Raw genomic sequence first — 23441 nt, 5'->3', positions numbered from 1 at the left:
CGGCACACGCCGCGGTTGCCAGCGACGCTAGGCGGGCTCGCTCGTTCTGGCGTCGTCGTCGGCCGACGGATCGATCGCCGCCACGTTCACCTCGACGGGCTCGACGTGCATCGGCAGAGGTGGCGCCGCGGGCAACTGGGTGGCCAGCGCGGCGGCACACAGCGGCAGCACGGCAAGGATGGTCAGCGTGGTCGGCAGGCCGAGCGCGTCAGCCACCATGCCCGTGACCGGCACGAGCATGCCGCCCGTCCCCCAGGCCACGCCCATCATCAAGGACGAGACGGTCGCCGCGCTGTGCGGGGCCAGTGCCTGCCCGAAGCTGACGTTGACTGGCAGCGTCGACTGCAGGAAGAGGCCGCCGATCGCAAGCAGACCGGCAAACGCCCAGCCCTGTGTCTGTGGGGCCATCAGCAGGAACGGCGTCGCCAGCAGCAGGGACCACACGATCACGCGCCGAGGGCCGAAGCTGTCGGAGAGCCGCCCGCCCCAGAAGCCACCGATGCCGGACATGAAGAGATACAGCGCCATGGCCGTACCGGCTTCTCCAACGCTCATGCCCTGCCGTGTCAGCAGCACGGGCACGAAGGTGGCAAACGACAACGAGACCACCGTCCGCAGCACGACCAGCAGGTACAACAGGAACAGGTTGCGTGCCTGTGGGCGCAGCGCGCGGAGACCGCCGCCGTGTGGACGGTGAGGCGCGAGCGGCAGCGCCGGCACCGCACGCGCAAAGAGCAGCGCGCAGGCGACGCCGGGCAGCAGGAACCACACCGTTGCCCCCAGGCCATAGCGGCCGGCGGCGTTGGCCACGAGCAGTGGTGACAGCGCGAACCCGATCGATCCGCTCGTGACGAACACACTCATCGCGGTGCCCGGCCTGGCGCGGCCCGCGGTGTGCGCGACCATCGCACCCGGCGGGTGGAACGCGGCGACGCCCAGCCCGCCGCACACCAGCACCACCGCCAGCAACGCCTGCCGTTGCACGAGTCCGATCAGGCTCAACACCGTCGCGCTTACGAGCGGCCCGGCCACTAGCAGCGCCCGTGCATGCCCGCGATCGGCGAGCCGGCCGAAGGCGAGCTGTGACAGCGAGGCGGCAGCCTGGAACACCATCATCAGCGTCCCGGCGGCCTGCAGGCTCATCCCGAGCCGCGGCATCAGCAACGGCAGCAACGGCGCATACATGTTGGAGAAGGCATCCACCATGAAGTGCGCCGAGGAGACGACGCCAAGCGGGCGACCGTCGACGAGTGTGGGACCCGCGCGCTCAGTCACGGGTCTCTTTCACGGCCCGGCGCCCGCGCAGCCGTCGCAGCACGTTGCTGGACGCCTCGTCGAACTCCTCGATCCGCAGCAGGCGCGCCATCAGGACCAGCACCACCATTGCGACGGTGATGCTTCCGCCGACACGCACCACCTGCGCGACGAACCCGTGTCCGGCGATCACGTGCATGGCGAGCCATTCGTGCAGGCCCCACGCTGCCGCCCCCATCACGGCGCTCGCCACCGTGATGCGCACGAGTGTCGACGCCAGCCGCATGATGCCGATCGGCCCCAGGCGCCGCCGTAACAGCACCAGCAGCAGGCAGGCGTTCACAAGGGAGGCCAGTGCCGTGCCGAGGCTGAGCCCCACGAACCCGAGCCACCGCGCGAGCAGCACGCTGAGGAGCGCGTTCATCAACACCGCCGTGACGCTGACGATCACCGGCGTGCGGCTGTCGCGCAGCGCGTAGAACGTCGGGGAGAGCACCTTCACCGCGGAGTAGCCGACCAGTCCCGGCGCGTATCCCATCAGCGCGAGTGCTACCGACTGGGTGTCGGTCGGCAGGAAATGCCCACGCTCGAAGATCACCCGCACGATCGGCACCCCGAGCGCGATCAATCCGAAGGTCGCTGGCACCGTGAGCGCCAGCACCAGGCGCACGGCGTGCGAGAGCGTCTGCCGCAGGGCCGGCATGTCCTCGCGCGCGGCGTGCTGCGACATCAGCGGCAGTGACGCGCTCGCGATGGCGACACCGAAGAGTCCGATGGGCAGGTACATGATGCGGAACGCGTAATTGAGCCAGGAAACGGCGCCAGCCTGCTGGCTGGTCGCCAGCACCGTGTTCACGTACACGTTGAACTGCGTGGCGGCCACTCCGAGCGTGCCCGGGCCCATCAACAGGAGGATCTCGCGCAGCCCCGGATCGCGCGGTGCGAGATCGAACCGGTACCGGAATCCCTCGCGCCGCAACTGCGGCCACTGCAGCAGCACCTGCCCGAGGCCGCCAGCCAGCACTGCCAACGCGAGCGCCGTCACCGGCGCCACGCCGAAGCCTGGCATCAACGGCACCAGCAGGACGATGCAGGCGATCGAGGCGACGTTGAACATGGCCGGCGCCAGCGCCGGGACGAAGAAGCGGCCGAGCGCGTTCAGCATGCCCATCGCCGCTACCGCGACGGCCACGAGCGGCAGGAACGGGAACATGAGCCGCGTCAACCACACGGTCAGTTCGAACTTGCCAGGGACCTGCGCGAAGTCGGCGGCGAAGGCGCGCGTCATCGGCTCGGCGAAGACGATGCCGACGGCGGCGATCAGGACGGTGACGACGAGGAGGGCGGTGATGGCGCGGCTGCCGAGCCTCCAGGCGGCGTCGCGGCCGTCACGTTCGAGCGTGCGACTGAACGTGGGCACGAACGCGGCCGTCATCGCGCCCTCCGCGAAGAGATCGCGGACGAGGTTCGGCAGCCGGAACGCCACGTTGAAGGCGTCCATCTGGTGGCTGGCGCCGAAGGCGTGCGCGAGCACCTGTTCCCGCACCAGCCCCAGAATCCGGCTGGCCATCGTCGCGCTGCCGGCGAGCCCCGCGGCACGGGTCAGGGATGGGCCGGGCGACGACGTCACCGCGACATCATCGCATGCGGCCGAGAGCCGAACCGGCCTGACTCGGCACGGTTTTCGGTGTCCACGGTGGTCCCGGACTGTTGACGCGCCCGCGGCGCGCGGCCTACAAGTGCTGGGTGCGAAGCTCAATCGCTGCCCTCGTGCTCGTCCTCGCTGCCGAGGGTGGCCTCGCCACGGTCAGGGTGTCGGCGGCTCACCAGTCGCCGGCTTCCGCCGGCATTCAGGGGGCCCCGACCTCGGACGCGGCGGCGTTGCGCGCGCAGGGAGAGTCGGCGATGGAGGCGTCGCGGTTCGGAGACGCCGAGGCGATCTACCTGAAGCTGGTGGGTGCGACGCCGGCCGACCCGATCGCTCACATGCAGCTCGGGATGGCTCGGGCGATGGGCGGCAAGACCGCTGACGCGATCGGCCCGCTGCGCGAGGCACTGCGCCTGCGTCCCGACCTGCTTCCGGCGAAGTTGTTCCTGGGCATCTCCTACATGGAGCTGGGACATCCGAAGGAGGCCGTCGGGCCTTTGCGCCAGGTCGTGCAGGCCGACAAGGACAACCCCAACGCACGCCAGGCGCTCGCCGAGGCGCTGCTGACGCTCGAGCAGTTCGCCGAGGCAAGCACCCAGCTCGAGGCGCTCGTCGTGAGCCAGCCGCAGTCGCCGCAGGTGTGGGCTGCGCTCGGCCGCAGCTACGAAGGCGTGGCCCGCGAGGCGTTCGCGAAACTGCAGGCACTCGACATCGACTCGCCGTACGTATGGCTGTTGGCCGCCGACGTGATGACCATCGAGGAGAAGTACCCGCAGGCGTTTTCGTTGATTCGCAAGGCGCAGGTCGCGCTGCCGACGCTCCCCGGCGTGCATCACACGCTCGCGCGTGTGTACGGCGCGAGCGGCCACGCCGACTGGGCCGCCGTCGAGCAGAAGCGCGCAGAGCAAGAGCGGCCGTCCTGCGACACGGTGCCCGTGGCGTGCGCCTACCTGACCGGAAAGCTGGAGGACGTGATCGCGCGCACGGGATCCGCGTCCCAACCGGCGGCGTTGTACTGGAGGGCACGCGCTGCCAATGATCTCGCCGCGCGATCCTTCGAGACATTGGAGAAGCTGCCGCCCTCGGTGGAGCGGTACGTGGTGCGCGCGGGCATCGCCCGCGACCAGAACCAGCCGCTCGAGGCCGCGAGGCAGTTGCGTGAGGCACTGAAGCTCGCCCCGGGCGATCCCGGCATCGAACGGGAACTGGCCGGCGCGCTCTATGCGGCGCGCGACTTCGAGGGCGCGCTGCCGTTGCTCGAGAAGCTGTACGGCCTGGCCCCAGACGCTCCTGACCTGCAGGTGGCGCTCGGCGAGGCACTGTTACAGGCGCAGCAGGTGGATCGTGCCGTCGGGCTGCTGACCAAGGCGGTTGCGGCAGACCCGTCGATGTTGCAGGCGCGCGCGTCGCTCGGGCGCGCGCTGGTGCAGTCGGGCGCATTCGAGGAGGCCATCCCCCACCTCGAGAAGGCGCTGGCCGGCGATGTCGATGGCAGCGTGCACTACCAGTTGGCGCAGGCCATGCAACGCACCGGCAAGCCGGATCGGGCCAAGGCCCTCCTCGCCGAATACCAGAAGCGATCGCAGGCCGCGGCGCCGGCGTCGGCGACGACGTCGCCGGACGTGCCCGCCATCACGCCTCCGGTTCCGTGACCTCCACGATCCGGTCCACGCCCGTCACATCGACGACCTGCCTTCGCCCCGACGGCCAGTGCACCTCGATGCGGGGCACGCTCGTGGCCGACCCGAGTCCGACGTGCACGCCCTGCAGCACCGAAGACGCGTAACCTGACGCTGACGTCATCGAGAAGCGTCGGTCGCCGACGGTGATGGTCGCGCCGATCCCGTCGCGATTCGATGCCCGGCCGCGCAGGACGATGCGCAGCCAGTGACCGGCGGGGCCGCCGTTCCTCCACACTTCAACCGGCGCACCCAGGCTGGTCGTCACCACGTCCTGCCGCCCATCGTCGTCCAGGTCCGCGGCCACCAGCCCGCGATGCGCCGCGGCGGTGCGTCCGAATGCGTCACCGGCCTGCGCGGTCGCGTCCTCGAAGCCGTTGCCGCGATTCAGCAGGATGGTGTTGGGTTCCTTGTAACTCGATGCCTCGAACTGGTCGATGAGGTCGTTGACGTGCGAATTGGCCGTGACGATGTCGGGCCGGCCGTCGTTGTCCAGATCGACGAGGCTCACGCCCCAGCCGCTGCGTTGGCTGCTCGGGCCGGCGAGCCTCGCCTGGTGCGTGCCGTCGTGGAAGGTCATCCCGCCGTCGTTGACAAACAGCGGGAACGTCTCACCCTTCAGGGCGGTGACGAGCAGATCCGGCCGGCCGTCGCCGGTGACGTCCTTCACGGCGACGCCCATGCTCGACACCGGTCGCCCGAAGCCGGGCAGCGCCACGCCTGCCAGCAAGGCCGTCTCTTCGAAGCGCTTGCCGTCGACGTTCCGGAAGAGGAAGTTGGGCACGCCGTCGTTGGTGACAAACAGATCGTCACGCCCGTCGGCGTCGAAGTCGCCGACGCCGACGCTCATTCCCTTGCCGATGTGCGCCGCGATGCCACTCGACCTCGAGATGTCTTCGAAGGTGCCGTCACCGCGGTTGCGGTACAGCTGGTTGGGCAGCCCCGGGTAGAACTTCGGGTGGCAATAGACACGCAGGTCGCGCATCCGATCGCCACAGAAGCGATCGGCCTTCTCGTTCCAGTCCAGGTAATTGACGACGAACAGATCGAGCCGCCCGTCCTTGTCGACGTCGGTCCACGCCGCCGCCACAGACCAGGCAGAGGGCGTGATGCCGGCGGTCGCGGTGACGTCCTCGAAGCGTCCGTTGCCGAGGTTCCGGTACAGCGTCGGCTGTCCGACGCCGGGCACGAACACGTCGGGGTCGCCGTCGTTGTCGTAGTCGGCCACGGCCGCGCCCATCGCGTAGCCCCGACCCTGCAGGCCTGCCGCAGCAGTCGTGTCCTCGAACCTGAAACCGCCGAGGTTGCGATAGAGCCGGTTGTGGAACGAGGCGTCGGACTTGGCACCCGTGGGGGCGGCGTTGCCGTTGGCGAAGAAGAGATCGACCCGGCCGTCTCCGTCGTAATCGAAGGCGGCCAAGCCGCCCGGCATCGTCTCGATGAGGCGCTTGGCGGCCGTCGGTGCGTGGGCCAGGACGAACGTGATGCCGCTCTGTGGTTGCACGTTGTCGAAACGGGGAACAGTGGCTACGCCCGGCTGGGATAGCCAGGCGCTACCGTCTGGCGCAACCCCGGCCACGACGACCAGCAGCAGGGCAGTGAGTGTCGAGACGCGAAGCGGGGCTGACAAAAGGACGGCCTCGTTGAGGGACGAGGCCGTCAAAGGAGGATGGATGAGAGGCTCGGTTCAGAAGCCCTCACCTCATATGACGAACCTCGGGGAAGAAAGTTTAGGACGTGATGGCCGGAATGCCCTTTCGGGGCAATCTGGTGTCACCCGGCCCCGAGGCGCGCCTTCACCTGTTCGTTCACGGCCTTGCCGTCGACGACCTGCCCGGCCAGCCGCGGCATCAACGCCTTCATCACCTTGCCCATGTCCCTGGCGCTCGTCGCACCGCTTTCGCGCACGGCCTCGTCGATGAGCGCCGCGAGCGCCGCCGCATCGAGCGCGGCAGGAAGATAGCGTTCGAGGATCCCGGCCTCACGCTGCTCCTTGTCGGCGAGTTCCTGACGCCCGGCCGCGGCAAACTGACTGACGCTGTCGCGCCGCTGCTTGACGAGCGCGGTCACCACCTGGAGTGCCTCGAGATCATCGAGGTCGCGGGTCAGTTCGACGCGCTTGTTGGTCAGCGCCGTCTTGAGCATCCGCAGCGCGTCGAGGGTCTCCTGATCGCGCGCCCGCATGGCCGTGGCGATGTCGGTGTTCAAACGCGCGGGCAGGGTGGCGTCGGTCATCCCGTCAGTCTACCCCTCGCGTTCGCTCGGGCGTTGAGTCGCCGGACCGGGTCGGTACCCACACGAAGCGTCGAGCAAGCTCGGGTGCCACACCCGATGTGTAGCCGCCGGACTTGTCCGGCGGTCTGCTTGTCATGCGGCCTGCGCTGCCTTCCTTACAAAGTCCGGCAGCTACGTCCGGCGGTCAGGGCCGCGGCGGCGTCGGAGAGTACGGGTTGATGTACTTGGCGCGGTCGGGTTCGAGCGGCGAGGCCGTCGGCGAGGAGCCAGGCTGCTGACCTGCCGGGAGCCCGTACGGATTGGCCGGCGCGGCGCCGTTACCCGCGGGCGTTCCCTGCGGCTGAGGCGTCGGGACCATGCCGGGGCGGGCCGTCGTCTGGCCGACCGACCCAAGTGGGCTGGTCGAAGGCTGCTGCGCCTGCTGCTGCTGTGCCGCCTCGGCCGCCTGCTGCTCGGCCTGTCGTGCGGCGAAGTAGCGCTGCGGGTTCGCGTAGTCGAAGTTGGTGGACGAAGCGGGCTGCTCGGGAGCCGCCACACCATTGGCCAGTTCCTCGGCGATGGCGGGCTGGGCCTGCTGCGGGACCTCCTCCTCGACCGGGACGGGTGCGTGCTGCACGACCGGGGCAGCAGCCGCAGGCGCTGGACGCTGAAGGGCCGCCGCGGGCTTGGCCGCGCTGGCCGCGCCGGGAGACGTCGCCATGACGATCACGCGATCGAAACGCGACACACTGCCCGCCACGGCCTGGGACCTCGGGGCGGCGATGTACCCGGCGGCGCTGCGCAGGACGATGTCGAGTGCCTCGCGTTCCGGGACATTCTCGAGCCGCAAGGTGAGCGGGCTTCCGGGGATGCGTTCGGCGTCCACGACCTTGACCTGACCCAGCCGTGCCCATTCCGCCAGGATCGCGGCAGGCGTGGCGTTCTGCGTGATCAGGGTCACGCGCCCGTCCCGCAGGGTCAGCGACACCGACTGCGCGGAGGCTGGCAGGACAGAGACGAGGGTCAGCGCGGCGGCAAGCAGGACGCGTGCAGTCATGAGGCACCACCTGAGGCGTGCACGACGGCCGTCCATGATCCGGCGGCAGTGTGCGCGAGACATCAGTATAGGACTCTCCAACGATTTTCGCGGCCTGCGGGCTGCAGGCTGCCGGCTACCTGACGCGCATATATCGTGACCGCCGGTGGCGCGTGCGCCATGGCCCTCTTGTCCGGCGGTAGCGGCGCGGTGCGCGCCGGAACAAAGTCCGACGCCTACGTCCAGGCGGTCGTCGCCTCCGCCAACGGTAGGGCCGGCTCTCCGGGCCCGGCACAAGAGCAACGCGTCGCTCTTACCCTGCGAACGACTGCACCGCGTCGGCCACGAGGTCTGCGTCGGCCATCGACAGCGACGGGTACAGCGGCAGCGAACACACCTCGTCGGCCGCGCGCTCCGCCTCCGGACACGAGGCTGGTGATTCGCTCAGGATCGCGGCCTGCTGTGTGAGCGCTTTCGGGTAGTGCACCAGGGTCTGCACGCCCTGCGTCGCCATGTGTGCCCGGAACGCGTCGCGCTTGGGCGTGCGTACCACGAACAGGTGATAGACGTGACCGGCGTCGAACTCGCGGGGCACGTGCACGGACGGCCCGGCCACACGGGCCCGGTAGTGCGCGGCGATGGCGCGGCGCTGCGCCGTCCACGCCGGCAACCGTTGCAGGCGTTCGCGAAGGATCGCGGCCTGCATTTCGTCGAGCCGCGAATTCACGCCGAACTCGTCGTGTTGATAGGTCGTGCGCTGGCCGCCGTTGCGCAGGCGTCTGAGTCGATCGGCCAGAGTCGCGTTGCCGGTCGTGATCGCTCCAGCATCCCCCAACGCACCCAGGTTCTTGGTGGGATAGAAACTGAACGCCGCTCCTGCGCCGAACGACCCGACCGGGCGCCCCTCACAGGTCGCCAGGTGCGCTTGCGCGGCGTCCTCGACCAGCGCCAGTCCATGGCGCGTCGCGATCGCGGCGAGCGAAGTCATGTCGGCCGGTTGCCCATAGAGGTGAACGGGCATGATGGCGGCGGTGCGCGGCGTGATCGCGGCACTGACCGCGGCCGGGTCGATCGTGTGGCGTTCGGGGTCGATGTCGGCAAACACCGGCCGCGCCCCCGCCATCATCACCGCGAGCGCGGTGTAGGCCGCCGACAGCGGGGCCGTGATCACCTCGTCGCCTGGACCGATCCCCATCGCGCGCAACAGCAGGGCGATGGCGTCGGTGCCCGTGTTCACGCCGACCGCGTGGGCGGCGCCACTGGCCGCGGCAAACTCGGCCTCGAGTGCCTCGAGTTCGGGGCCGAGGATGAACCATCCCCGATCGATGACCCGGTTCACGGCGGCCCGGAGCGCATCGGCATCCTCGCCCGGCTTCAACGACAGGAACGGCACGCGTACGTCGGAAGCGGTCATCACAGGTAGCGCTGCAGGTGCTCGCGGTAGAACGCGATGGTCCGGGTGAGTCCCTCGCGAAGCGTGGTGGTCGGCTCCCACCCCGTGAGTTCCCGGAAGCGGGTGGAGTCGGCGTAGAAGCTGCCGATGTCGATCGCCTTCTTCTCGGCCGGCCACTCCACGTAACGCCGCCTGCCGGTGTTGGCCACCTCAATCATCAGTTCGACGAGGTCCTTGTGCTTGATCGGCTCGAGGCCGCCGACGTTGACCGCCTGGCCGTTGCACGCATCGGATGCGCCTGCGCGCAGGAACGCATCGCACGCATCGTCGACGAAGACGAAGTCGCGCATCTGCATGCCGTCGCCGAAGATCTCGATCTCCTGGTCCTCGACGATGCGGCGGATGAACCAGCCGATGAAACCCTGCCGGTTGTGCTTCACGAGCTGCCGCGGTCCGTAGCAGTTGGTGAGGCGCAGCGAGCAGCCACGCACGCCGAACACGTTGTTGTAGACCAGGTGGTACTGCTCGCCGGCGGCCTTGTTGATGCCGTTGACGTCGGTCGGGCGCACGAGGTGGTTCTCGTCGACGGGCAGGTAGTCCGGCTTGCCGTAGATCTGGCGCGTGCCGGCGAAGACGACCTTCACGCCGGGGTTGTTGCGGCGGCAGGCCTCCAGCACCGTCATCTGGCTGCGGCAGTTGATCTCGAGATCCGTATAGGGATCCCGCATGCTGTCGATGTGACTGACCTGCCCGGCCAGGTTGAAGATCACCTCGCGTCCCTGCACGAGGTAGTTCATCGTCGTCTGTTGGCGGATGTCGGCGACATTGACCCGGACGCGATCCTCGATGCCGCGGATGTTCTCGAGCGAACCGCCGTAATCGGGGATCAGCGAGTCCACCAGCATCACGTCGGCGCCGAGATCGACCAATAGCCGCGCCAGGTTGCTGCCGATGAACCCGAGGCCACCGGTGATCATCACCGGGCGGCCGGCGTAGAACGCGCGATAGTCGATCATCCCTTCGCCTGCGAGGCCTGCAGGTGCGCCTTGCGGATCACCAGCACGTACCAGAGCCGCAACACGTCGAGGCCGGTGCGGAAGATGCGACGGAAGTTGAAGAACTGCGACTTGCCGTAAGCGCGATGGTAGTGGTGCACCGGCACTTCCGCGATCCGGAAGTTCGCGTCGGTGATCTTCTTCATCATTTCGAGACAGATCACGCCGCTGTTCTTCGTGAGCGTGACGGTGTCGAAGATGGACCGGCGCATCAGCCGGAAGTCGCAGTCGACGTCGCGGACGCCGAGTCCGAACAGCAGTTTCACTGCGTGGTGGTAGAGCCGTCCGATGATGATGCGATGGAAGGGGTCGGAACGGGAGATCTTGTAGCCGTTGACCAGGTCGACGTCGGGCCCGAGGCGTTGCCACAGCAGCGCGACCTCCGCCGGGTCGTACTGCGCATCACCGTCGGTGTAGAACACGTACTCCTTGGTCGCCGCCTCGAAGCCACTGCGCAGCGCCCCGCCGTAGCCGCGGTTCTTCTGGTGGTGGACGATGCGCACCTGCGGGTACATGCGCGCGAGTTCGTCGAGGATCTGCGGCGTGCCGTCCTTGCTGCCGTCGTTGACGACGATGACCTCGTGGTCTGGCGTGAGCGCACGTGCCGCCAGCAACGCCGACACCACCATGCTCGCGATGGTGCCGCTGTCGTTGTAGGCCGGGAAGAAGATGCTCAGGCCGGCAGGCGTTCTGGCAGGAGTTTCTGGCATACCCGAACGGGGAACCTTAGCACAGACCTCAGCCGCGGCGCCCGCGCCACGACGGGTGTCGGGCAACGAGCCGCCAGGGTACGAACACCGATTCCAAGATCACGCCGCGCGACATCTTCGATTGGCCCTCGCGGCGCTCGACATAGATGATCGGCACCTCGCCGATCCGGCACCCGAGGCCCATCGCCTCGTACAGCATTTCCACGAGAAACGCGTAGCCATCCGAGACGAACTGCTGCAACGGCAGGCGCGCCAGGGCCTCACGCCGCCAGCACCGGTAGCCACTCGTGCAATCACGCGCGGGCAGGCCGGTGATGCCGCGTACGTAACGGTTGGCGACGGTGCTGAGGATCAACCGGCTCAGCGGCCAGTTGACGACGCTCACGCCATTCAGGTAGCGCGACCCGATCACCAGGTCGAGGCCGCCCTCGACGACACCGCGGACCAGGGCCGGCAGGTACTGCGGATCGTGCGAGAAGTCGGCATCCATCTGGCACACGACCTCGACGTCCATCGTCACCGCCAGGGCCAACGCGTCGACGTACGATCGTCCGAGGCCGCGCTTGCCCTTCCGATGCAGGACATGCACGCGCCCCGGCGTCTCCGCCGCGAGGGCATCGGCCACCGCCCCGGTGCCGTCCGGCGACGCATCGTCTACCACGAGCACCGAGAATTCCGGGCCGCGCGCCAGAACCTCGCGCACGAGGACCGGCAGGTTGTCGCGCTCGTTGTAGGTCGGCGTGACGACGAGGACCCGCGGCGGCGTCACGTGCGGCCCTCGAATCGCAGCGCGGAGATCTGTTCGGACACCAGACCCACGAGGAAGACGATGACGGAAAACATCAGCAGCAGCACCGAACCGTTGGCGATGCGGCCCGAGATGACGACCGTCCATGCGCCATAGGCGACGCCGAGCAGGAAGGCGCTGACGCTCACCGGCAGGAAGATCTTCATCGGGCTGAAGATCGTGACGATCTTCAGGATGATCAGCAGGAACTTGGTGCCGTCGCGGGCCAGCCGGATCTTGGACACACCGGTCCGCTGCCGGGCCTCGATCGGCAGGAACCTGACGCTGTAGCCGGCCTTGATGAAGGCCAGCGTCGTGGTGGTCGGCGTCGAGAACCCGTTCGGAATCAGGTGCAGGAACTCGCGCAGGATCGAGAGGCGTGCCCCGCGGAAGCCCGACGTCAGGTCAGGGATCTGGCGGCCCGTCATGTAGGTGGCAAAGGCGTTCAGCAGGCCGTTGCCGGCACGGCGCACGCCGGTGGCCTGCGTGTGCCCTTCCCTCGCGCCAACGATGAGGTCGTAGTCGCCGAGCCCGTCGACGATGCGGCATGCGTCCTCGGGCTTGTGTTGGCCGTCGCCGTCGATTACGAGGACGTACTCTCCCGATGCCGCACGAATGCCCGTCTTCACGGCGGCGCCGTTTCCCTTGTTGTACGGGTGACGCAGCACGCGCGCTCCAGCAGCCTCGGCTGCGGCGGCTGTCTCATCCGATGAGCCATCGTCCACGAGGATGATCTCGTGCCAGTTCGCGGTGGCGCGCAGCGCGCCGATCACGTCAGCGACGACAGGTCCCTCGTTGAAGGCCGGGATCAGGATGGAGACGGTTTCGGGGGCAGCCACGATGTCAGGCGACGGGCGATTCCTCGCGTCGCGCCGAGCTGGCGGTGAGCGCGGCGACGACTCCGTCCCAGGAGATCGCGCGGGTGCTATCGTACCCCGCCTCCCCGAGCGCGGCCGCCCGCTCCGGTCGGGCGGCAAGATCGGCGAGGCAGGCGCCAATCGCCGCCGCGTCGGGAGGGCACACGAGCCCGTTCACGTCGTCCTGGACGAACTCGAGCACCCCGCCGCTGTCGGACGCGGTCACGACCGGCTTGCGGGCCTCGAACGCTTCGAGTGTCACGTACCCGTAGTCCTCGTCGAACGGCGCGAACACCACCCCGCGAGCGCCGGCATAGAGATCGATCAGCGTCGCTTCGTCGACGGCGCCGAGCAGCGACACCCGGTCCCCGAGGCCGAGCGCCTCGATTCGCTGCTCCAGCCCGTGCCGGTAGGTGCCCTCACCGGCGACCAGAAGTCGCATGGGAGGCGGCACGTACGCCATGGCCGAGATGGCGAGCTCGACCCGTTTCACGGTTTCGAGCCGGCCGACCGAAAGGAAATACTCGCCGTACTCGCCGGCGCGCAGTCTCGGTGCCAGGGGTGAGGGGTGGTACAGGGGTGTCGACGGTACCCCGTTGAAGCGAGTGAGCCGGTCCGAGGTGGTCCGGGAAATGGTGTAGACGCCAGCACACTCGCCGAGCATCTCGCGGTCGAGGTCCCGGATGCGCTCACGGACCGCGGTGTCCTCTTCCCTGTGGTCGAAATCCGCGTACTCGGTCCCGCAGAGGTCGTAGGCCGCCCGGTACTGGTGCATCAGCCAAGTGACCTTCCGGGGGTGCCGCACGCAGTAGGTGGGGAACTTGGTCGGGATGACCAGGTCGATCGGCCTGCCGCAGCTTTCGGAGAGGTCGAGCAGCCGCCAGGCGGCGGCATGGGCCATCAACTCCTGCTTCGGATACCACTTGAAGGGCACGCTGACCCGTTCGACGAGACAGCCGTGGACCTCGAGCTGGCGCACCAGCTCGCGCACCAGCGCCTCGGCGCCCCCCTTCACGAAGGGCACCTGCGCCTCACAGACGAGAACCGTCAGGGCCAAGCGGCGAGCATCCTAGCACGCCTCCGATAGCGAAGTTAAGACGAAGTCCTTCTGGCTCAGCCCTTTCCGCGAAGTACCAGTTGACACCCGTGGACGGTGTGCCTATTCTCGCCGTGGACCAAAGTGGACCAAAGTGGAGAGTTGTGGTGCTCCGCGGACGCATTTCAACCAGGATAGATGACAAGGGGCGCCTCAAGGTGCCCAGCGCGTTTCGCGCGCACATCGAAGCGGAGTACGGGCCGGCGCTCTACATGACCAGCCTGTCTCCCACTGGGGAATACGTGCGCCTGTACCCCCTCAAGGTCTGGGAAGCGATCGAGGAAAAGCTCCGCGGCGTGCCCCAGATGAACCAGTCGCGCAAATCCTTCGAAATGACCACGTCCTACTGGGGCCAGCTCGTCGAATTCGATGCCCAGGGACGGGTCGTCATCCCTCCCCCTCTGCGCGAAGCCGCCGGGGCGTCCGCAGAGGTGGACGTGCTCGGCCTGCAGAACTGCCTCGACATCTGGAACAGCGACCGCCTCAGGTCCAAGGTCCTGTCAGATGGATTGAACGACACCCATCTCACCGACCTCGCCGCACTGGGGATCTGAGAGCGTCATGCACGCACCGGTACTCGTCGCGGAGGTCATCAGCCACCTGTCACCCGCTCGCGGGGGGCTGTTTGTCGACTGCACCCTCGGTGCGGGCGGGCACACCCTCGCATTGCTGGAGGCCGGCGCCACGCGTGTGCTCGGCTTCGACCGCGATCGTACCGCGCTCGCCGTCGCAGCGCAGACCCTCCACGACCAGCTCGACCGCGTCGAGATGGTGCATGCCGACTACCGGTCACTTGGCGCCGCCCTGGATGCCCGCGCCATCGCGTCGGTCGACGGCGGCATCCTCGCGGACCTCGGCGTGTCCTCCATGCAATTGGACGACGCGGAACGCGGGTTCAGCTTTCGCGCCGATGCGCCCCTGGACATGCGCATGGATCGGGACAACAGCCTGACCGCTGCGGCCCTGCTCCAGACGGTGGGCGAGGCGGCGCTGGCCGACGTCATCTACGAGTTCGGCGAAGAGCGGTTCTCGCGTCGCATCGCCCGCGGCATCGTCCGGGCGCGCGAGGCGGGGCCGATCGAGACGACGGGCCAACTGGCCGCGATCGTCCGTCGCGCCGTCCCGACGCGCGGCTGGCAACGCATCGATCCCGCGACCCGGACCTTCCAGGCGCTGCGGATCTGGGTGAACCGCGAACTCGAGGGCCTCGACGCCTTCATCCGGCTGGCCGTCAGCCGGCTGCTGGCGGGCGCGCGGCTCGCGATCATCGCGTTCCACTCGCTCGAGGACCGCATCGTCAAGCACACGTTCAGGGCCCTGGCGCAGGCGCCCGATCCCCTGGTCGCGCTGATCACGCGGCGGCCCATCGAGGCTTCCGAAGACGAGATCGCGCGCAACCCCCGTGCCCGTAGCGCCAAATTGCGCGTCGCCGAAAGGCTGGCCTGAGTGGACCGCGAGTTCGTCGTCCGCAAGCAGGTGCAGAACCGCACCATCGTGCGCGAGGTGGATCACGCGCGGCAGCGCGACCTCGTGCGCACGGTGCTCGCTGGGGCGGGGGTGCTGGCGACGGTGTTGTTTGCCGCATGGCAGCACCTGGACGCGCGGCGGCTCGACAAGGTGGAAGCTGGCCTGGCCCGCCAGCAGGCGCGGCTGCGTGCGGTCCATCGCCATCTCGTCCTCGAACAGGAGTTCCTGGTCGGTCCGGCGCGCGTCGAGGCCATCGCCACGCGCCAGCTCGGAATGAAGTCGCCCACGCACGAGACCGCCACGGTCGTCGAGCGGGTCACCGTGACTCCGCCACCGTCCAGCGCAGTGGTGGCGCGGCGGTGAGTCGCACGGGGAAGGACACGCCGGACCTCTTTTCGGCGCTCGACTCTGGCGCCGCTGCGCTGAACAACGCCCGCGTCGTCCGTGACGCGCAACGCGCCGACCACGAGTTCGATCCGCCTGCGGGGAACGACTGGCGGCTCACGGTGCGGCCGCGGCTCGCCTTCGTGGCGGCTCTGCTGATGTTCTGGGCGGCCGGCATCACGGCGCGGCTCCTCTACCTGCAGGTCTACCAGTACGAGACGCTGATCGCGCGGGCCGAGAGACAGCAGAGCCAGACGATCGATATCAACCCGCGGCGGGGTGCGATCCTCGATCGGTACGGCCGCGTGCTCGCGTACAGCGTCGACGCCGACGTGATCTACGCGGTGCCGAGCGACGTCAAGGATCCGGAGGAGCTGGCGAGCGTCCTCTGCCAGACCCTCGACCGATGTGACGCGGAGGAACGCAGGTCGCTGGCGCAGCGCCTCGACACCCGTCGCGCGCGGTCCACGGTGCTCAACACCCTGTCGCCCGAGGAGGCCGACGGCATTGCGTCCCTGAAGCAGGACGGCTTCGTGGTCGATCGCGGCAAGGGAGGGCGCACCGGTTCTCTGAAGGTGGCCACACGCGGGCTCAAGGACACCGAGAAACTGGCCGAGCTCGTGTGCGAGAAGCTCACTCGCTGCGACGACAACCAGCGGGAGACGATCGAGAAGGGCCTGCAGGGCAAGAAGGACTTCGTCTACATTCGCAAGCGCGCCACACCGGCTGAGGCGCAGCGCGTCGCCGCGCGCAAGCTGGCTGGCGTCGGGTTCATGAGCGAGAGCCGGCGCTACTACCCGAACCGCGAGCTCGCCTCGTCGCTGCTCGGCTTCGTCGATGCGAAGAACGTGGGCGTCGGCGGCCTCGAGAAGACGAAGAACGAACTCGTGAAGGGCACCGGCGGCACGTTGATCGTGCAGCTGGATGCGGCCCGGCACGTGCTCGCGGCGCGCGTCAAGCAGGCCCCGACGGCCGGCGTCGGCCTCGAACTCACGATCGACGCGCGGCTGCAGTCCATCGCCGAACGCGAATTGCGCGCGGGCGTCGAGGAACACGGCGCGCTCGGTGGGACCGTGGTGATGATGGACCCGCACACGGGCGAGATCCTCGCCCTTGTGAGCGCGCCCGACTTCAACCCGAACGACTCGAGCAAGGTCGAACAGATCTCGCGCATCAACCGCGCCGTCGAGACGATCTACGAGCCGGGCTCGACCTTCAAGACGATCACCGCCGCGGCCGCGCTCGAGGAGAACGTGATCAAGCCGACCGACATCGTCGATGCGACGATGCCGTGCCGGTTCGGCAGTGCCAAGGCGATCACCGACGTTCACCAGGTCGGTGTGGTGCCGTTCGAGAAGGTCTTCGCCAAGTCCAGCAACTGCGGCACCGCCCGCGTCGCGGTCAATCGCCTCGGCACCGAGAAGCTGATGCGGTACGTCCGCCGCTTCGGGTTCGGGGTGCGCACCTCGTACGACTTCCCTGCCGAGAGCAGCGGGATCGTGATGAAGCCGGCCGCCATCAAGGAGCACGATCTCGCGCGCATCGCGATCGGCTACACGGTCGCCGTGACGCCGCTGCAGATGGCCGCGGCGATGAGCGCCATCGCCAACGGCGGCGAACTGCTCAAGCCGCGCATCGTCGGCGCGACGATTGCCCGGGGTGTCCGGACGCCGACCAGCCGTGAAGTGATCCGGCGCGCGATCTCGGCCAACACGGCCGCCCGCATGACCACGATGATGGAGGCCGTCGTCGAGGAGGGCACTGCCAAGGCCGCCCGCATCAAGGGCTACACGCTGGCTGCCAAGACCGGCACGGCGCGCAAGCTGAACCCCAACGGTCGCGGTTACCTGATGGAGTACATGGCGTCGACGGCCGGGTTCTTCCCGTCGCGCAACCCCGCCGTGGCGATGATCGTGGTCATCGACGCGCCGAAGCGGAAGGGCTACTTCGGCGGCGCGGTCGCCGCGCCCGTGTTCCAGCGCATTGCCGACGCGACGCTGCGCCACATGGCGATCGCACCGAACGTCGATCGGCAGCCCCCATTCGTGGTCGCGAGCGCGCCGGAGGGGCCGAACATGGAGCCCCTGGGCACGGACCCGAAGGCGACTGCGCACGTGACCGCGGCACGCGCCGACCTGCCCGACCTGTCTGGCCGCAGCGCGCGGGAAGCCGTGCGCACGCTGATCGACCTCGGCTGGGAACCCCGCCTGCGGGGCGAGGGTTCCTTCGTCGCTCGCCAGAGCGTCGCCCCAGGCACGCCGGTCGGCGATGGCGGCGTCTGCCTGTTGCAGTTGACACGCTTCCCGATCGAGCCGGACCCGGTCCAGGGGGACGAGCCCTGATGAACCCGCGGCCGCTCGGCGCGCTGCTCGCCGACGTCACCAGACTCACGCCGCTGCAGGTACCCGAGCTCGGGGCCGCAGCTGCGCGCGACGTCACGGGCATCGCCTACGACTCGCGTGCCGTGACCCCCGGCGCGGTGTTCGTGGCGTTGCGCGGTGCGCAGCGCGAGGGGACGACGTACGCGGCGCAGGCGATCGAGAAGGGCGCCATCGCGGTCGTCGCCGATCGTGCCGCCGAGGGCGACCCGGGCGTGCCGTGGATCGTCGCCGACCGGGGTCGCGTCGCGCTCGCGGCCTGTGCCGCGACGTTCTACCAGCACCCCAGCGAGCGCCTGCTGCTTGTCGGCGTCACCGGCACCAACGGCAAGACGACGTCGACCTACCTGCTCGAAGGCATCTTCAACGCCTGCGGCTGGACGAGCGGGCGCATCGGCACGACTGGTTACCGTGTCGGGTCGCGGGAGCGTGCCTCGGCGAGGACCACGCCGGAGGCGCCCGATCTCCAAGCGCTGCTGCGCGAGATGGCCGACGCCGGCTGCCACGCCTGCGCGATGGAAGTCTCGTCGCACGCGCTCGACCTCGAACGGGTGGCGTTCACGCGCTTCGGCGCCGCCATCTTCACCAACCTCACGCGCGACCACCTCGACTACCACGGCGACATGGAGTCGTACTTCGTCGCCAAACGTCGCCTGTTCGAGATGCTCCCGCCCGAGGCCCCGGCGGCCATCAACCTCGACGATCCGCGGGGCGACCGACTGCTCGAGATCGCGCGGCGCCCGGTGACCTTTGCGCTCACGCGTGAGGCCGACGTGTGCCCCACCTCGCTCAGCCTGACCCTCGATGGCATCGACGCCCAACTGCGCACGCCGGCAGGGCCGATGCGCCTGCGGATGCGGCTCCCCGGGCGGCCCAACGCCTACAACGCGCTTGGCGTCGTCGCCGCCTGTGTCGGTCTCCAGGTGCCGCTGGCATCCATTGCCGACGGTCTCGCCGGCGTGGCCGCCGTGCCCGGTCGCTTCGAGCTCGTGTCGCGCGTCCAGGATGACATCAGCGTGATCGTCGACTACGCGCACACCGACGACGCGCTGAAGAACCTGCTGGAGACCGCGCGCGCGCTCGCACCGCAGCGCATCGTGACGGTGTTCGGATGCGGTGGTGACCGCGACCGCAGCAAGCGTCCGCTGATGGGGGCGGTGGCGGCACGCCTCAGTGACCTGGTGATCCTCACCTCCGACAACCCGCGATCGGAAGATCCGGCGGCGATCATCGAGGACATCAAGCGGGGGCTGGTACAGCCGGAGCGTCCGACCCGGCACGCGGGTCAGACGGTGGCGTCAGTGCAGTCGACGCCGTGGCTCGCCATCGTGGATCGCGAAGAGGCGATCACCAGGGCCGTGGTCGACGCGATGCCCGGTGACCTCGTGCTCATCGCGGGCAAGGGCCACGAGGCGACGCAGACCATCGGCGATCGCGTCCTGCCGTTCGAGGACGTTGCCGTGGCGCGTGCGGCACTGCGTCGCCGCCAGGGGAGCGCACGATGAGCGGCGTGCCGTTCGTCCTCACCGCGCGCGAGATGGCCGACGCGTTCGGTGGCGTACTCGGTTATGGCGCCGAAGAGCGGCCGTTGCCGACGCTGTCGATCGACACGCGCACGCTCGCGCCTGGCGACCTGTACGTCGCCCTCCGTGGACCGCGCTTCGATGGGCACGCGTTCGTGGCCCAGGCCATCGCACGAGGCGCCGCCGGGGTCGTCGTCAGCGATCCCGCAGCAGTGACGGCGACCGACCTGCCCGTCATCGTGGTGGAAGACACGCTGCGCGGCCTGCAGGAAGCCGCTCGCGTGATCCGGCGTCGCGCGGGATCGACGGTGGTGGCGATCACCGGCAGCGCCGGCAAGACCACGACCAAGGAAATCACGGCGACGCTGCTCGGTCGGCGGTTCACGACCTTTCGCAACCGTGGCAACCTGAACAACCACATCGGCCTGCCGCTGTCGTTGTTCGAGTTGCACACCGCGCCGCAGTTCGCGGTCATGGAACTGGGCATGAGCGGCGTCGGCGAGATCAGCCGGCTCGTGTCGATCGCCGAACCGCAGGTCCGCGTCTGGACCAACGTCGGCGAGGCGCACCTCGGCTCCTTCGAGTCGGTCGACGACATCGCGCTGGCGAAGCAGGAGATCCTCGAAGGGGCCGGCAGCAGCGACCTGTTTGTCGCCAACGCGGGCGACCCACGCGTCATCTCGAGAGCGGCGGGCTTTGCCGGTGAAGTCGTCACCTTCGGAGTCGGTGTTCCGGCCGACGTGACCGTCGGCGCGGTCGAGTCGCGCGGCCTCGACGGCACGGCCGCGACACTGTCGCTGCGCGGCGACGTGCACGCGATCGAGACCCGCCTGCTCGGTGGCGCCAATCTGGCCAACATCGCCGCCGCGTCCGCCGTGGCGCTCGTCGCCGGCATCCCCGCCAACGAGATCGTCGCCGGCGTGGCCGGTCTGGTGCCCGCGTCGCACCGCGGCGAGGTCGTGCGCGCCCCGGGCGGCTGGGTGGTCATCGACGACGCGTACAACTCGAGCCCGTCCGCGCTCACTCGTGCGCTGCAGACGCTCGCCACCGTCCCCGGCCGGCACGTCGCGATGCTCGGCGAGATGCTCGAGCTCGGCGACTTCAGCGCCCGCTATCACGCCGAATGCGGCAAGGCCGCAGCCGAACTCGGCGTCTCGGTGATCGTGTCGGTGGGTGGGTCGGCCGCGCGTGCCCTCGCCGATGCGGCCAGCGAGGCCGGTTCGGCCGTCGTGCATCACGTCGCCGACAGCACCGCGGCTGCGGCGCTGGCCCGCAACCTGGTGCGCGAAGGCGACGCGGTACTCGTCAAGGGTTCGCGCGGCATCCGCATGGAAGCGGTCGTGCAGGCACTGACGGAGGGGGGGCACTGATGCTGTACCACCTCCTGTATCGCCTCCACGACACGTACTCGATCCTCAACGTCACGCGGTACATCACGTTCCGCACGGCAGCCGCGAGCATCACCGCGCTGATCATCAGCCTGGCGTTCGGGGGCGTGCTGATCCGCAAGCTGCGTGAGTTCCAGATCGGGCAGGTGATTCGCCACGAGGGCCCCGAGAGCCATCGCCCCAAGGCCGGCACGCCCACCATGGGGGGACTGCTGATCCTGGCGGCCTCGATCATCCCGACGTTGCTCTGGGCCGACCTGACCAACGCGTACATCTGGATCGCCGTCCTCTCGACGCTGGCATTCGGCGCGATCGGGTTCGCGGACGATTACCTGAAAATCACGCGCCGCAACCACCACGGCCTGCTGCCGCGCTACAAGATGGGCGGCCAGATCGTCGTCGCGGTGACGGTCGGCGTGGTGCTGCTGGTGCTGGCTGACAAGGGCCTGTACAACACCCGGCTGATCTTTCCGTTCTTCAAATACCTGATTCCCGATCTGGGCTACTTCTACGTCGCCTTCGCGGGGTTCGTGCTGGTGGCGTGGTCCAACGCCGTCAACCTGACCGATGGACTCGACGGGCTGGCGATCAGCACCTTCGCGGTGGCGGCGGCGGCGTTCACTGCGCTGGCGTACGTGACCGGCCACGCTGTGCTCGCGCAATACCTGCTGCTGGTACGGTTCCCGCCTGCCGGCGAGCTCACGATCTTCTGCGGCGCGCTGGTTGGGGCCAGCCTCGGGTTCCTCTGGTACAACTCCTACCCGGCCGAGATCTTCATGGGCGACGTGGGATCGCTGGCGCTCGGCGGCGCCATCGGCACCGTCGCGCTGTTGATCAAGCAGGAGCTGCTGCTGGTGATCGTCGGCGGCGTCTTCGTGCTCGAGGCCGCCTCGGTCGTGATCCAGGTTGCCTCGTTCAAGCTGACTGGCAGGCGCGTCTTCAAGATGGCGCCGCTGCATCACCACTTCGAGCTCATTGGCTGGAGCGAGCCGAAGGTCATCACCCGCTTCCTGATCATCGCGATCGTCTGCGCGCTGTTCAGCCTCACCACCCTCAAGCTGCGATGACGACGAACCCGTACGACGTCTCGGGGCGCCATGTGGCGGTGGTGGGCGGGGGCCGCAGCGGCCTTGCAGCCAGCCGTCTCGTGATGCAGCAGGGCGGCAGCGTGACGCTGATCGACGCCAAGGCGGACCTGGCCGAACGCGACCAATTGCAGGCACTCGGCGTCGAGCTCTGTCTCGGTGCGATGCCTGACGACGTGCCCGTCGACGCCAGCCTGGTCGTCGTGAGCCCAGGCGTGCCGGCCGACGTCGGTCCGCTGCAGGCCGCGCGCGGCCGCGGAGTACGCGTCATCGGCGAACTGGAGTTCGCCGCTTCGTTCGTGGCCGGGCCGATCATCGCGATCACCGGCTCCAAGGGCAAGTCGACGACGACGACGCTGGTGGGCCGGATGATTGAGGCGTCCGGGCAGCTGGTGCTCGTAGGCGGCAACATCGGTGTGCCGCTGTCGGCGCAGGTCGATGCGTCCACGCCGTCGACGTGGCACGTCGTCGAGACCAGCAGCTTCCAGCTCGAGACCATCGAGCGGTATCACCCGCACGTCGCGGTCTGGCTCAATTTCTCGCCGGACCACCTCGATCGACACGTCACCGAGGATGCCTACGAGCGCGCCAAGGCACGCATCTTCGAGAACCAGACGGCCGCGGACTGGGCCGTGGTACCTGCCGGCGCTGCGCGCATCCGTGCGCATGCGACGAAGGGTGGCGGGCAAATCGTGACCTTTGGCGCGGACCTCCATGCCGAGGACGGCATCGGCCTGGCCGGCGATGCGATTGCGCGTCGTCATTCGGGCGAGGGGGTCGAGCCGCTGGTGCCGGTGTCGGCCGTTCGCCTCACCGGGCGCCACATGCTCGGCAACGTCATGGCCGCGTGCGCCGTGGCGGATCTGGCGGGAGTGTCAAGCGCCGACATGACCCGGGCGGTCGAGGGCTTCGCGGGCCTCGAGCACGCGCTGGAGTACGTCGCGACGATCGGCGCAGCGCGGCTCTACAACGACTCGAAGGCGACCAACGTCGACGCCGCGACGATGGCCATCGAGGCATTCGACGGACCGGTAACGGCAATCGTCGGTGGCGTGTACAAGGGCGGCGACTTCGCGCGCCTCGGGCCGCCGCTGCGGGCGCGCCGCGGATCCGTAGTCGCAATCGGGGATGCCGCGCCGCTCGTGGAGCAGGCGTTGTCGCCGTTCGTGCCGGTGACGCGTGAGGCCTCGATGGACGACGCGGTCGTGACCGCGCTCGCGCAACGGCGCGACGGCGGCGTGGTGCTGCTGGCGCCGGCGTGCGCGAGCTTCGACATGTTTCGCGACTACGCCGATCGCGGTCGCGTGTTCAAGGCCATCGTGGCGCGGCTGGCGGCCGCCGCGGGTGGCCAGGAGGAGGTGCGGAACGGGTGAGCAGTGAGCAGTCATCAGCAGGCGTGACGCGGTCAAGAACAGGCCGCTGGGAACGCAGGCTGCCCCGGTCTGCGAGGTCGGTGTCTCGGCCCGTACGTCTGCTGATGACTGCTG

At 68.8% G+C, this 23441-nt stretch carries 20 protein-coding genes; 9 read left to right on the top strand and 11 right to left on the bottom strand.

The window, feature by feature from the left end:
* Window positions 1–27: 27 nt before the first annotated feature.
* Both LuPra_RS29485 and murJ read right to left on the bottom strand, forming a co-directional pair.
* Window positions 28–1275, bottom strand: a complete 1248-nt coding sequence (locus tag LuPra_RS29485) for an MFS transporter (RefSeq protein WP_110174087.1) — start codon at window positions 1273–1275, stop codon at window positions 28–30.
* Entirely contained in the window at window positions 1268–2884 is a 1617-nt protein-coding gene (gene murJ / locus LuPra_RS29480) for a murein biosynthesis integral membrane protein MurJ (RefSeq protein WP_110174086.1), read from the bottom strand. Before murJ ends, LuPra_RS29485 begins: the two co-directional genes overlap by 8 nt.
* A 116-nt stretch (window positions 2885–3000) precedes the next feature.
* Here murJ and LuPra_RS29475 point away from each other — a divergent pair, with 116 nt between their 5' ends.
* Window positions 3001–4554 (top strand): tetratricopeptide repeat protein, encoded by a 1554-nt coding sequence (locus LuPra_RS29475; protein WP_110174085.1) that lies wholly within the window; start codon window positions 3001–3003, stop codon window positions 4552–4554.
* Here LuPra_RS29475 and LuPra_RS29470 read toward each other — a convergent pair.
* From LuPra_RS29470 to LuPra_RS29430, 9 genes are all read right to left on the bottom strand, one after another.
* On the bottom strand, window positions 4535–6211 hold the full coding sequence (locus tag LuPra_RS29470) for a CRTAC1 family protein (RefSeq protein ID WP_234800610.1): 1677 nt from the start codon (window positions 6209–6211) through the stop codon (window positions 4535–4537). The two genes, LuPra_RS29475 and LuPra_RS29470, sit on opposite strands and share 20 nt — an antisense overlap.
* Before the next feature lie 143 nt (window positions 6212–6354).
* Entirely contained in the window at window positions 6355–6816 is a 462-nt protein-coding gene (locus LuPra_RS29465; RefSeq protein ID WP_110174084.1) for a GatB/YqeY domain-containing protein, read from the bottom strand.
* A gap of 184 nt (window positions 6817–7000) precedes the next feature.
* On the bottom strand, window positions 7001–7852 hold the full coding sequence (locus LuPra_RS29460; protein ID WP_110174083.1) for a hypothetical protein: 852 nt from the start codon (window positions 7850–7852) through the stop codon (window positions 7001–7003).
* A gap of 292 nt (window positions 7853–8144) precedes the next feature.
* Window positions 8145–9245 carry a DegT/DnrJ/EryC1/StrS family aminotransferase gene (locus tag LuPra_RS29455; RefSeq protein ID WP_110174082.1) on the bottom strand — a complete coding sequence of 367 codons (1101 nt, stop codon included), beginning with the start codon at window positions 9243–9245 and terminating at the stop codon, window positions 8145–8147.
* Complete coding sequence (locus tag LuPra_RS29450) at window positions 9245–10240, bottom strand: NAD-dependent epimerase/dehydratase family protein (protein ID WP_110174081.1); 996 nt, start codon at window positions 10238–10240, stop codon at window positions 9245–9247. The genes LuPra_RS29455 and LuPra_RS29450 overlap by 1 nt, the downstream gene beginning before the upstream one ends.
* Window positions 10237–10989 carry a glycosyltransferase family 2 protein gene (locus LuPra_RS29445; protein WP_110174080.1) on the bottom strand — a complete coding sequence of 251 codons (753 nt, stop codon included), beginning with the start codon at window positions 10987–10989 and terminating at the stop codon, window positions 10237–10239. Before LuPra_RS29445 ends, LuPra_RS29450 begins: the two co-directional genes overlap by 4 nt.
* Window positions 10990–11017: 28 nt before the next feature.
* Window positions 11018–11758 carry a polyprenol monophosphomannose synthase gene (locus LuPra_RS29440; protein WP_110174079.1) on the bottom strand — a complete coding sequence of 247 codons (741 nt, stop codon included), beginning with the start codon at window positions 11756–11758 and terminating at the stop codon, window positions 11018–11020.
* Entirely contained in the window at window positions 11755–12615 is an 861-nt protein-coding gene (locus LuPra_RS29435; protein ID WP_110174078.1) for a glycosyltransferase family 2 protein, read from the bottom strand. The genes LuPra_RS29440 and LuPra_RS29435 overlap by 4 nt, the downstream gene beginning before the upstream one ends.
* A gap of 4 nt (window positions 12616–12619) precedes the next feature.
* Window positions 12620–13690 carry a glycosyltransferase family 4 protein gene (locus tag LuPra_RS29430; protein WP_110174077.1) on the bottom strand — a complete coding sequence of 357 codons (1071 nt, stop codon included), beginning with the start codon at window positions 13688–13690 and terminating at the stop codon, window positions 12620–12622.
* A 146-nt stretch (window positions 13691–13836) separates the two neighbouring features.
* On the opposite strand from LuPra_RS29430, the gene LuPra_RS29425 reads away from it, so the two are divergent.
* Genes LuPra_RS29425 through murD form a run of 8 tightly spaced genes read left to right on the top strand, consistent with a single transcriptional unit; the run spans window position 13837 to window position 23327 of the window.
* Window positions 13837–14283, top strand: coding sequence for a division/cell wall cluster transcriptional repressor MraZ (locus LuPra_RS29425; RefSeq protein ID WP_157899842.1), 447 nt, complete (start codon window positions 13837–13839; stop codon window positions 14281–14283).
* A 7-nt stretch (window positions 14284–14290) separates the two neighbouring features.
* Window positions 14291–15175, top strand: coding sequence for a 16S rRNA (cytosine(1402)-N(4))-methyltransferase RsmH (rsmH, locus tag LuPra_RS29420; RefSeq protein WP_110174075.1), 885 nt, complete (start codon window positions 14291–14293; stop codon window positions 15173–15175).
* The gene (locus tag LuPra_RS29415) at window positions 15176–15559 is read left to right on the top strand and encodes a cell division protein FtsL (RefSeq protein WP_110174074.1); all 384 of its coding nucleotides are present in this window, start codon (window positions 15176–15178) and stop codon (window positions 15557–15559) included. It abuts the gene before it with no gap.
* Window positions 15556–17922, top strand: a complete 2367-nt coding sequence (locus tag LuPra_RS29410; RefSeq protein WP_110174073.1) for a penicillin-binding protein — start codon at window positions 15556–15558, stop codon at window positions 17920–17922. The genes LuPra_RS29415 and LuPra_RS29410 overlap by 4 nt, the downstream gene beginning before the upstream one ends.
* Window positions 17922–19463 carry a UDP-N-acetylmuramoyl-L-alanyl-D-glutamate--2,6-diaminopimelate ligase gene (locus LuPra_RS29405; protein ID WP_110174072.1) on the top strand — a complete coding sequence of 514 codons (1542 nt, stop codon included), beginning with the start codon at window positions 17922–17924 and terminating at the stop codon, window positions 19461–19463. Before LuPra_RS29410 ends, LuPra_RS29405 begins: the two co-directional genes overlap by 1 nt.
* Window positions 19460–20851, top strand: coding sequence for a UDP-N-acetylmuramoyl-tripeptide--D-alanyl-D-alanine ligase (locus LuPra_RS29400; RefSeq protein ID WP_110174071.1), 1392 nt, complete (start codon window positions 19460–19462; stop codon window positions 20849–20851). The genes LuPra_RS29405 and LuPra_RS29400 overlap by 4 nt, the downstream gene beginning before the upstream one ends.
* Complete coding sequence (mraY, locus tag LuPra_RS29395; RefSeq protein ID WP_110174070.1) at window positions 20851–21936, top strand: phospho-N-acetylmuramoyl-pentapeptide-transferase; 1086 nt, start codon at window positions 20851–20853, stop codon at window positions 21934–21936. Before LuPra_RS29400 ends, mraY begins: the two co-directional genes overlap by 1 nt.
* Window positions 21933–23327: a UDP-N-acetylmuramoyl-L-alanine--D-glutamate ligase gene (gene murD / locus LuPra_RS29390; RefSeq protein WP_110174069.1), complete on the top strand. Its 1395-nt coding sequence runs from the start codon at window positions 21933–21935 to the stop codon at window positions 23325–23327. Before mraY ends, murD begins: the two co-directional genes overlap by 4 nt.
* The last annotated feature ends 114 nt before the right edge of the window (window positions 23328–23441 follow it).

The sequence above is a fragment of the Luteitalea pratensis genome (genome assembly GCF_001618865.1).
In the GTDB taxonomy this organism is placed as follows: Bacteria; Acidobacteriota; Vicinamibacteria; order Vicinamibacterales; family Vicinamibacteraceae; genus Luteitalea; species Luteitalea pratensis.
The sequence above is the reverse complement of the archived record's forward strand: the minus strand, read 5'-3'. Positions and strand labels throughout refer to the sequence as shown.

What these genes read in the sequence shown, in the direction of transcription:
- LuPra_RS29445 (WP_110174080.1), bottom strand. Translation starts at nt 10,989, where the DNA reads ATGCCAGAAACTCCTGCCAGAACGCCTGCCGGCCTGAGCATCTTCTTC.
- murD (WP_110174069.1), top strand. Translation starts at nt 21,933, where the DNA reads ATGACGACGAACCCGTACGACGTCTCGGGGCGCCATGTGGCGGTGGTG.
- LuPra_RS29460 (WP_110174083.1), bottom strand. Translation starts at nt 7,852, where the DNA reads ATGACTGCACGCGTCCTGCTTGCCGCCGCGCTGACCCTCGTCTCTGTC.
- LuPra_RS29455 (WP_110174082.1), bottom strand. Translation starts at nt 9,245, where the DNA reads ATGACCGCTTCCGACGTACGCGTGCCGTTCCTGTCGTTGAAGCCGGGC.
- LuPra_RS29405 (WP_110174072.1), top strand. Translation starts at nt 17,922, where the DNA reads ATGAACCCGCGGCCGCTCGGCGCGCTGCTCGCCGACGTCACCAGACTC.
- LuPra_RS29450 (WP_110174081.1), bottom strand. Translation starts at nt 10,240, where the DNA reads ATGATCGACTATCGCGCGTTCTACGCCGGCCGCCCGGTGATGATCACC.
- LuPra_RS29400 (WP_110174071.1), top strand. Translation starts at nt 19,460, where the DNA reads ATGAGCGGCGTGCCGTTCGTCCTCACCGCGCGCGAGATGGCCGACGCG.
- mraY (WP_110174070.1), top strand. Translation starts at nt 20,851, where the DNA reads ATGCTGTACCACCTCCTGTATCGCCTCCACGACACGTACTCGATCCTC.
- LuPra_RS29465 (WP_110174084.1), bottom strand. Translation starts at nt 6,816, where the DNA reads ATGACCGACGCCACCCTGCCCGCGCGTTTGAACACCGACATCGCCACG.
- rsmH (WP_110174075.1), top strand. Translation starts at nt 14,291, where the DNA reads ATGCACGCACCGGTACTCGTCGCGGAGGTCATCAGCCACCTGTCACCC.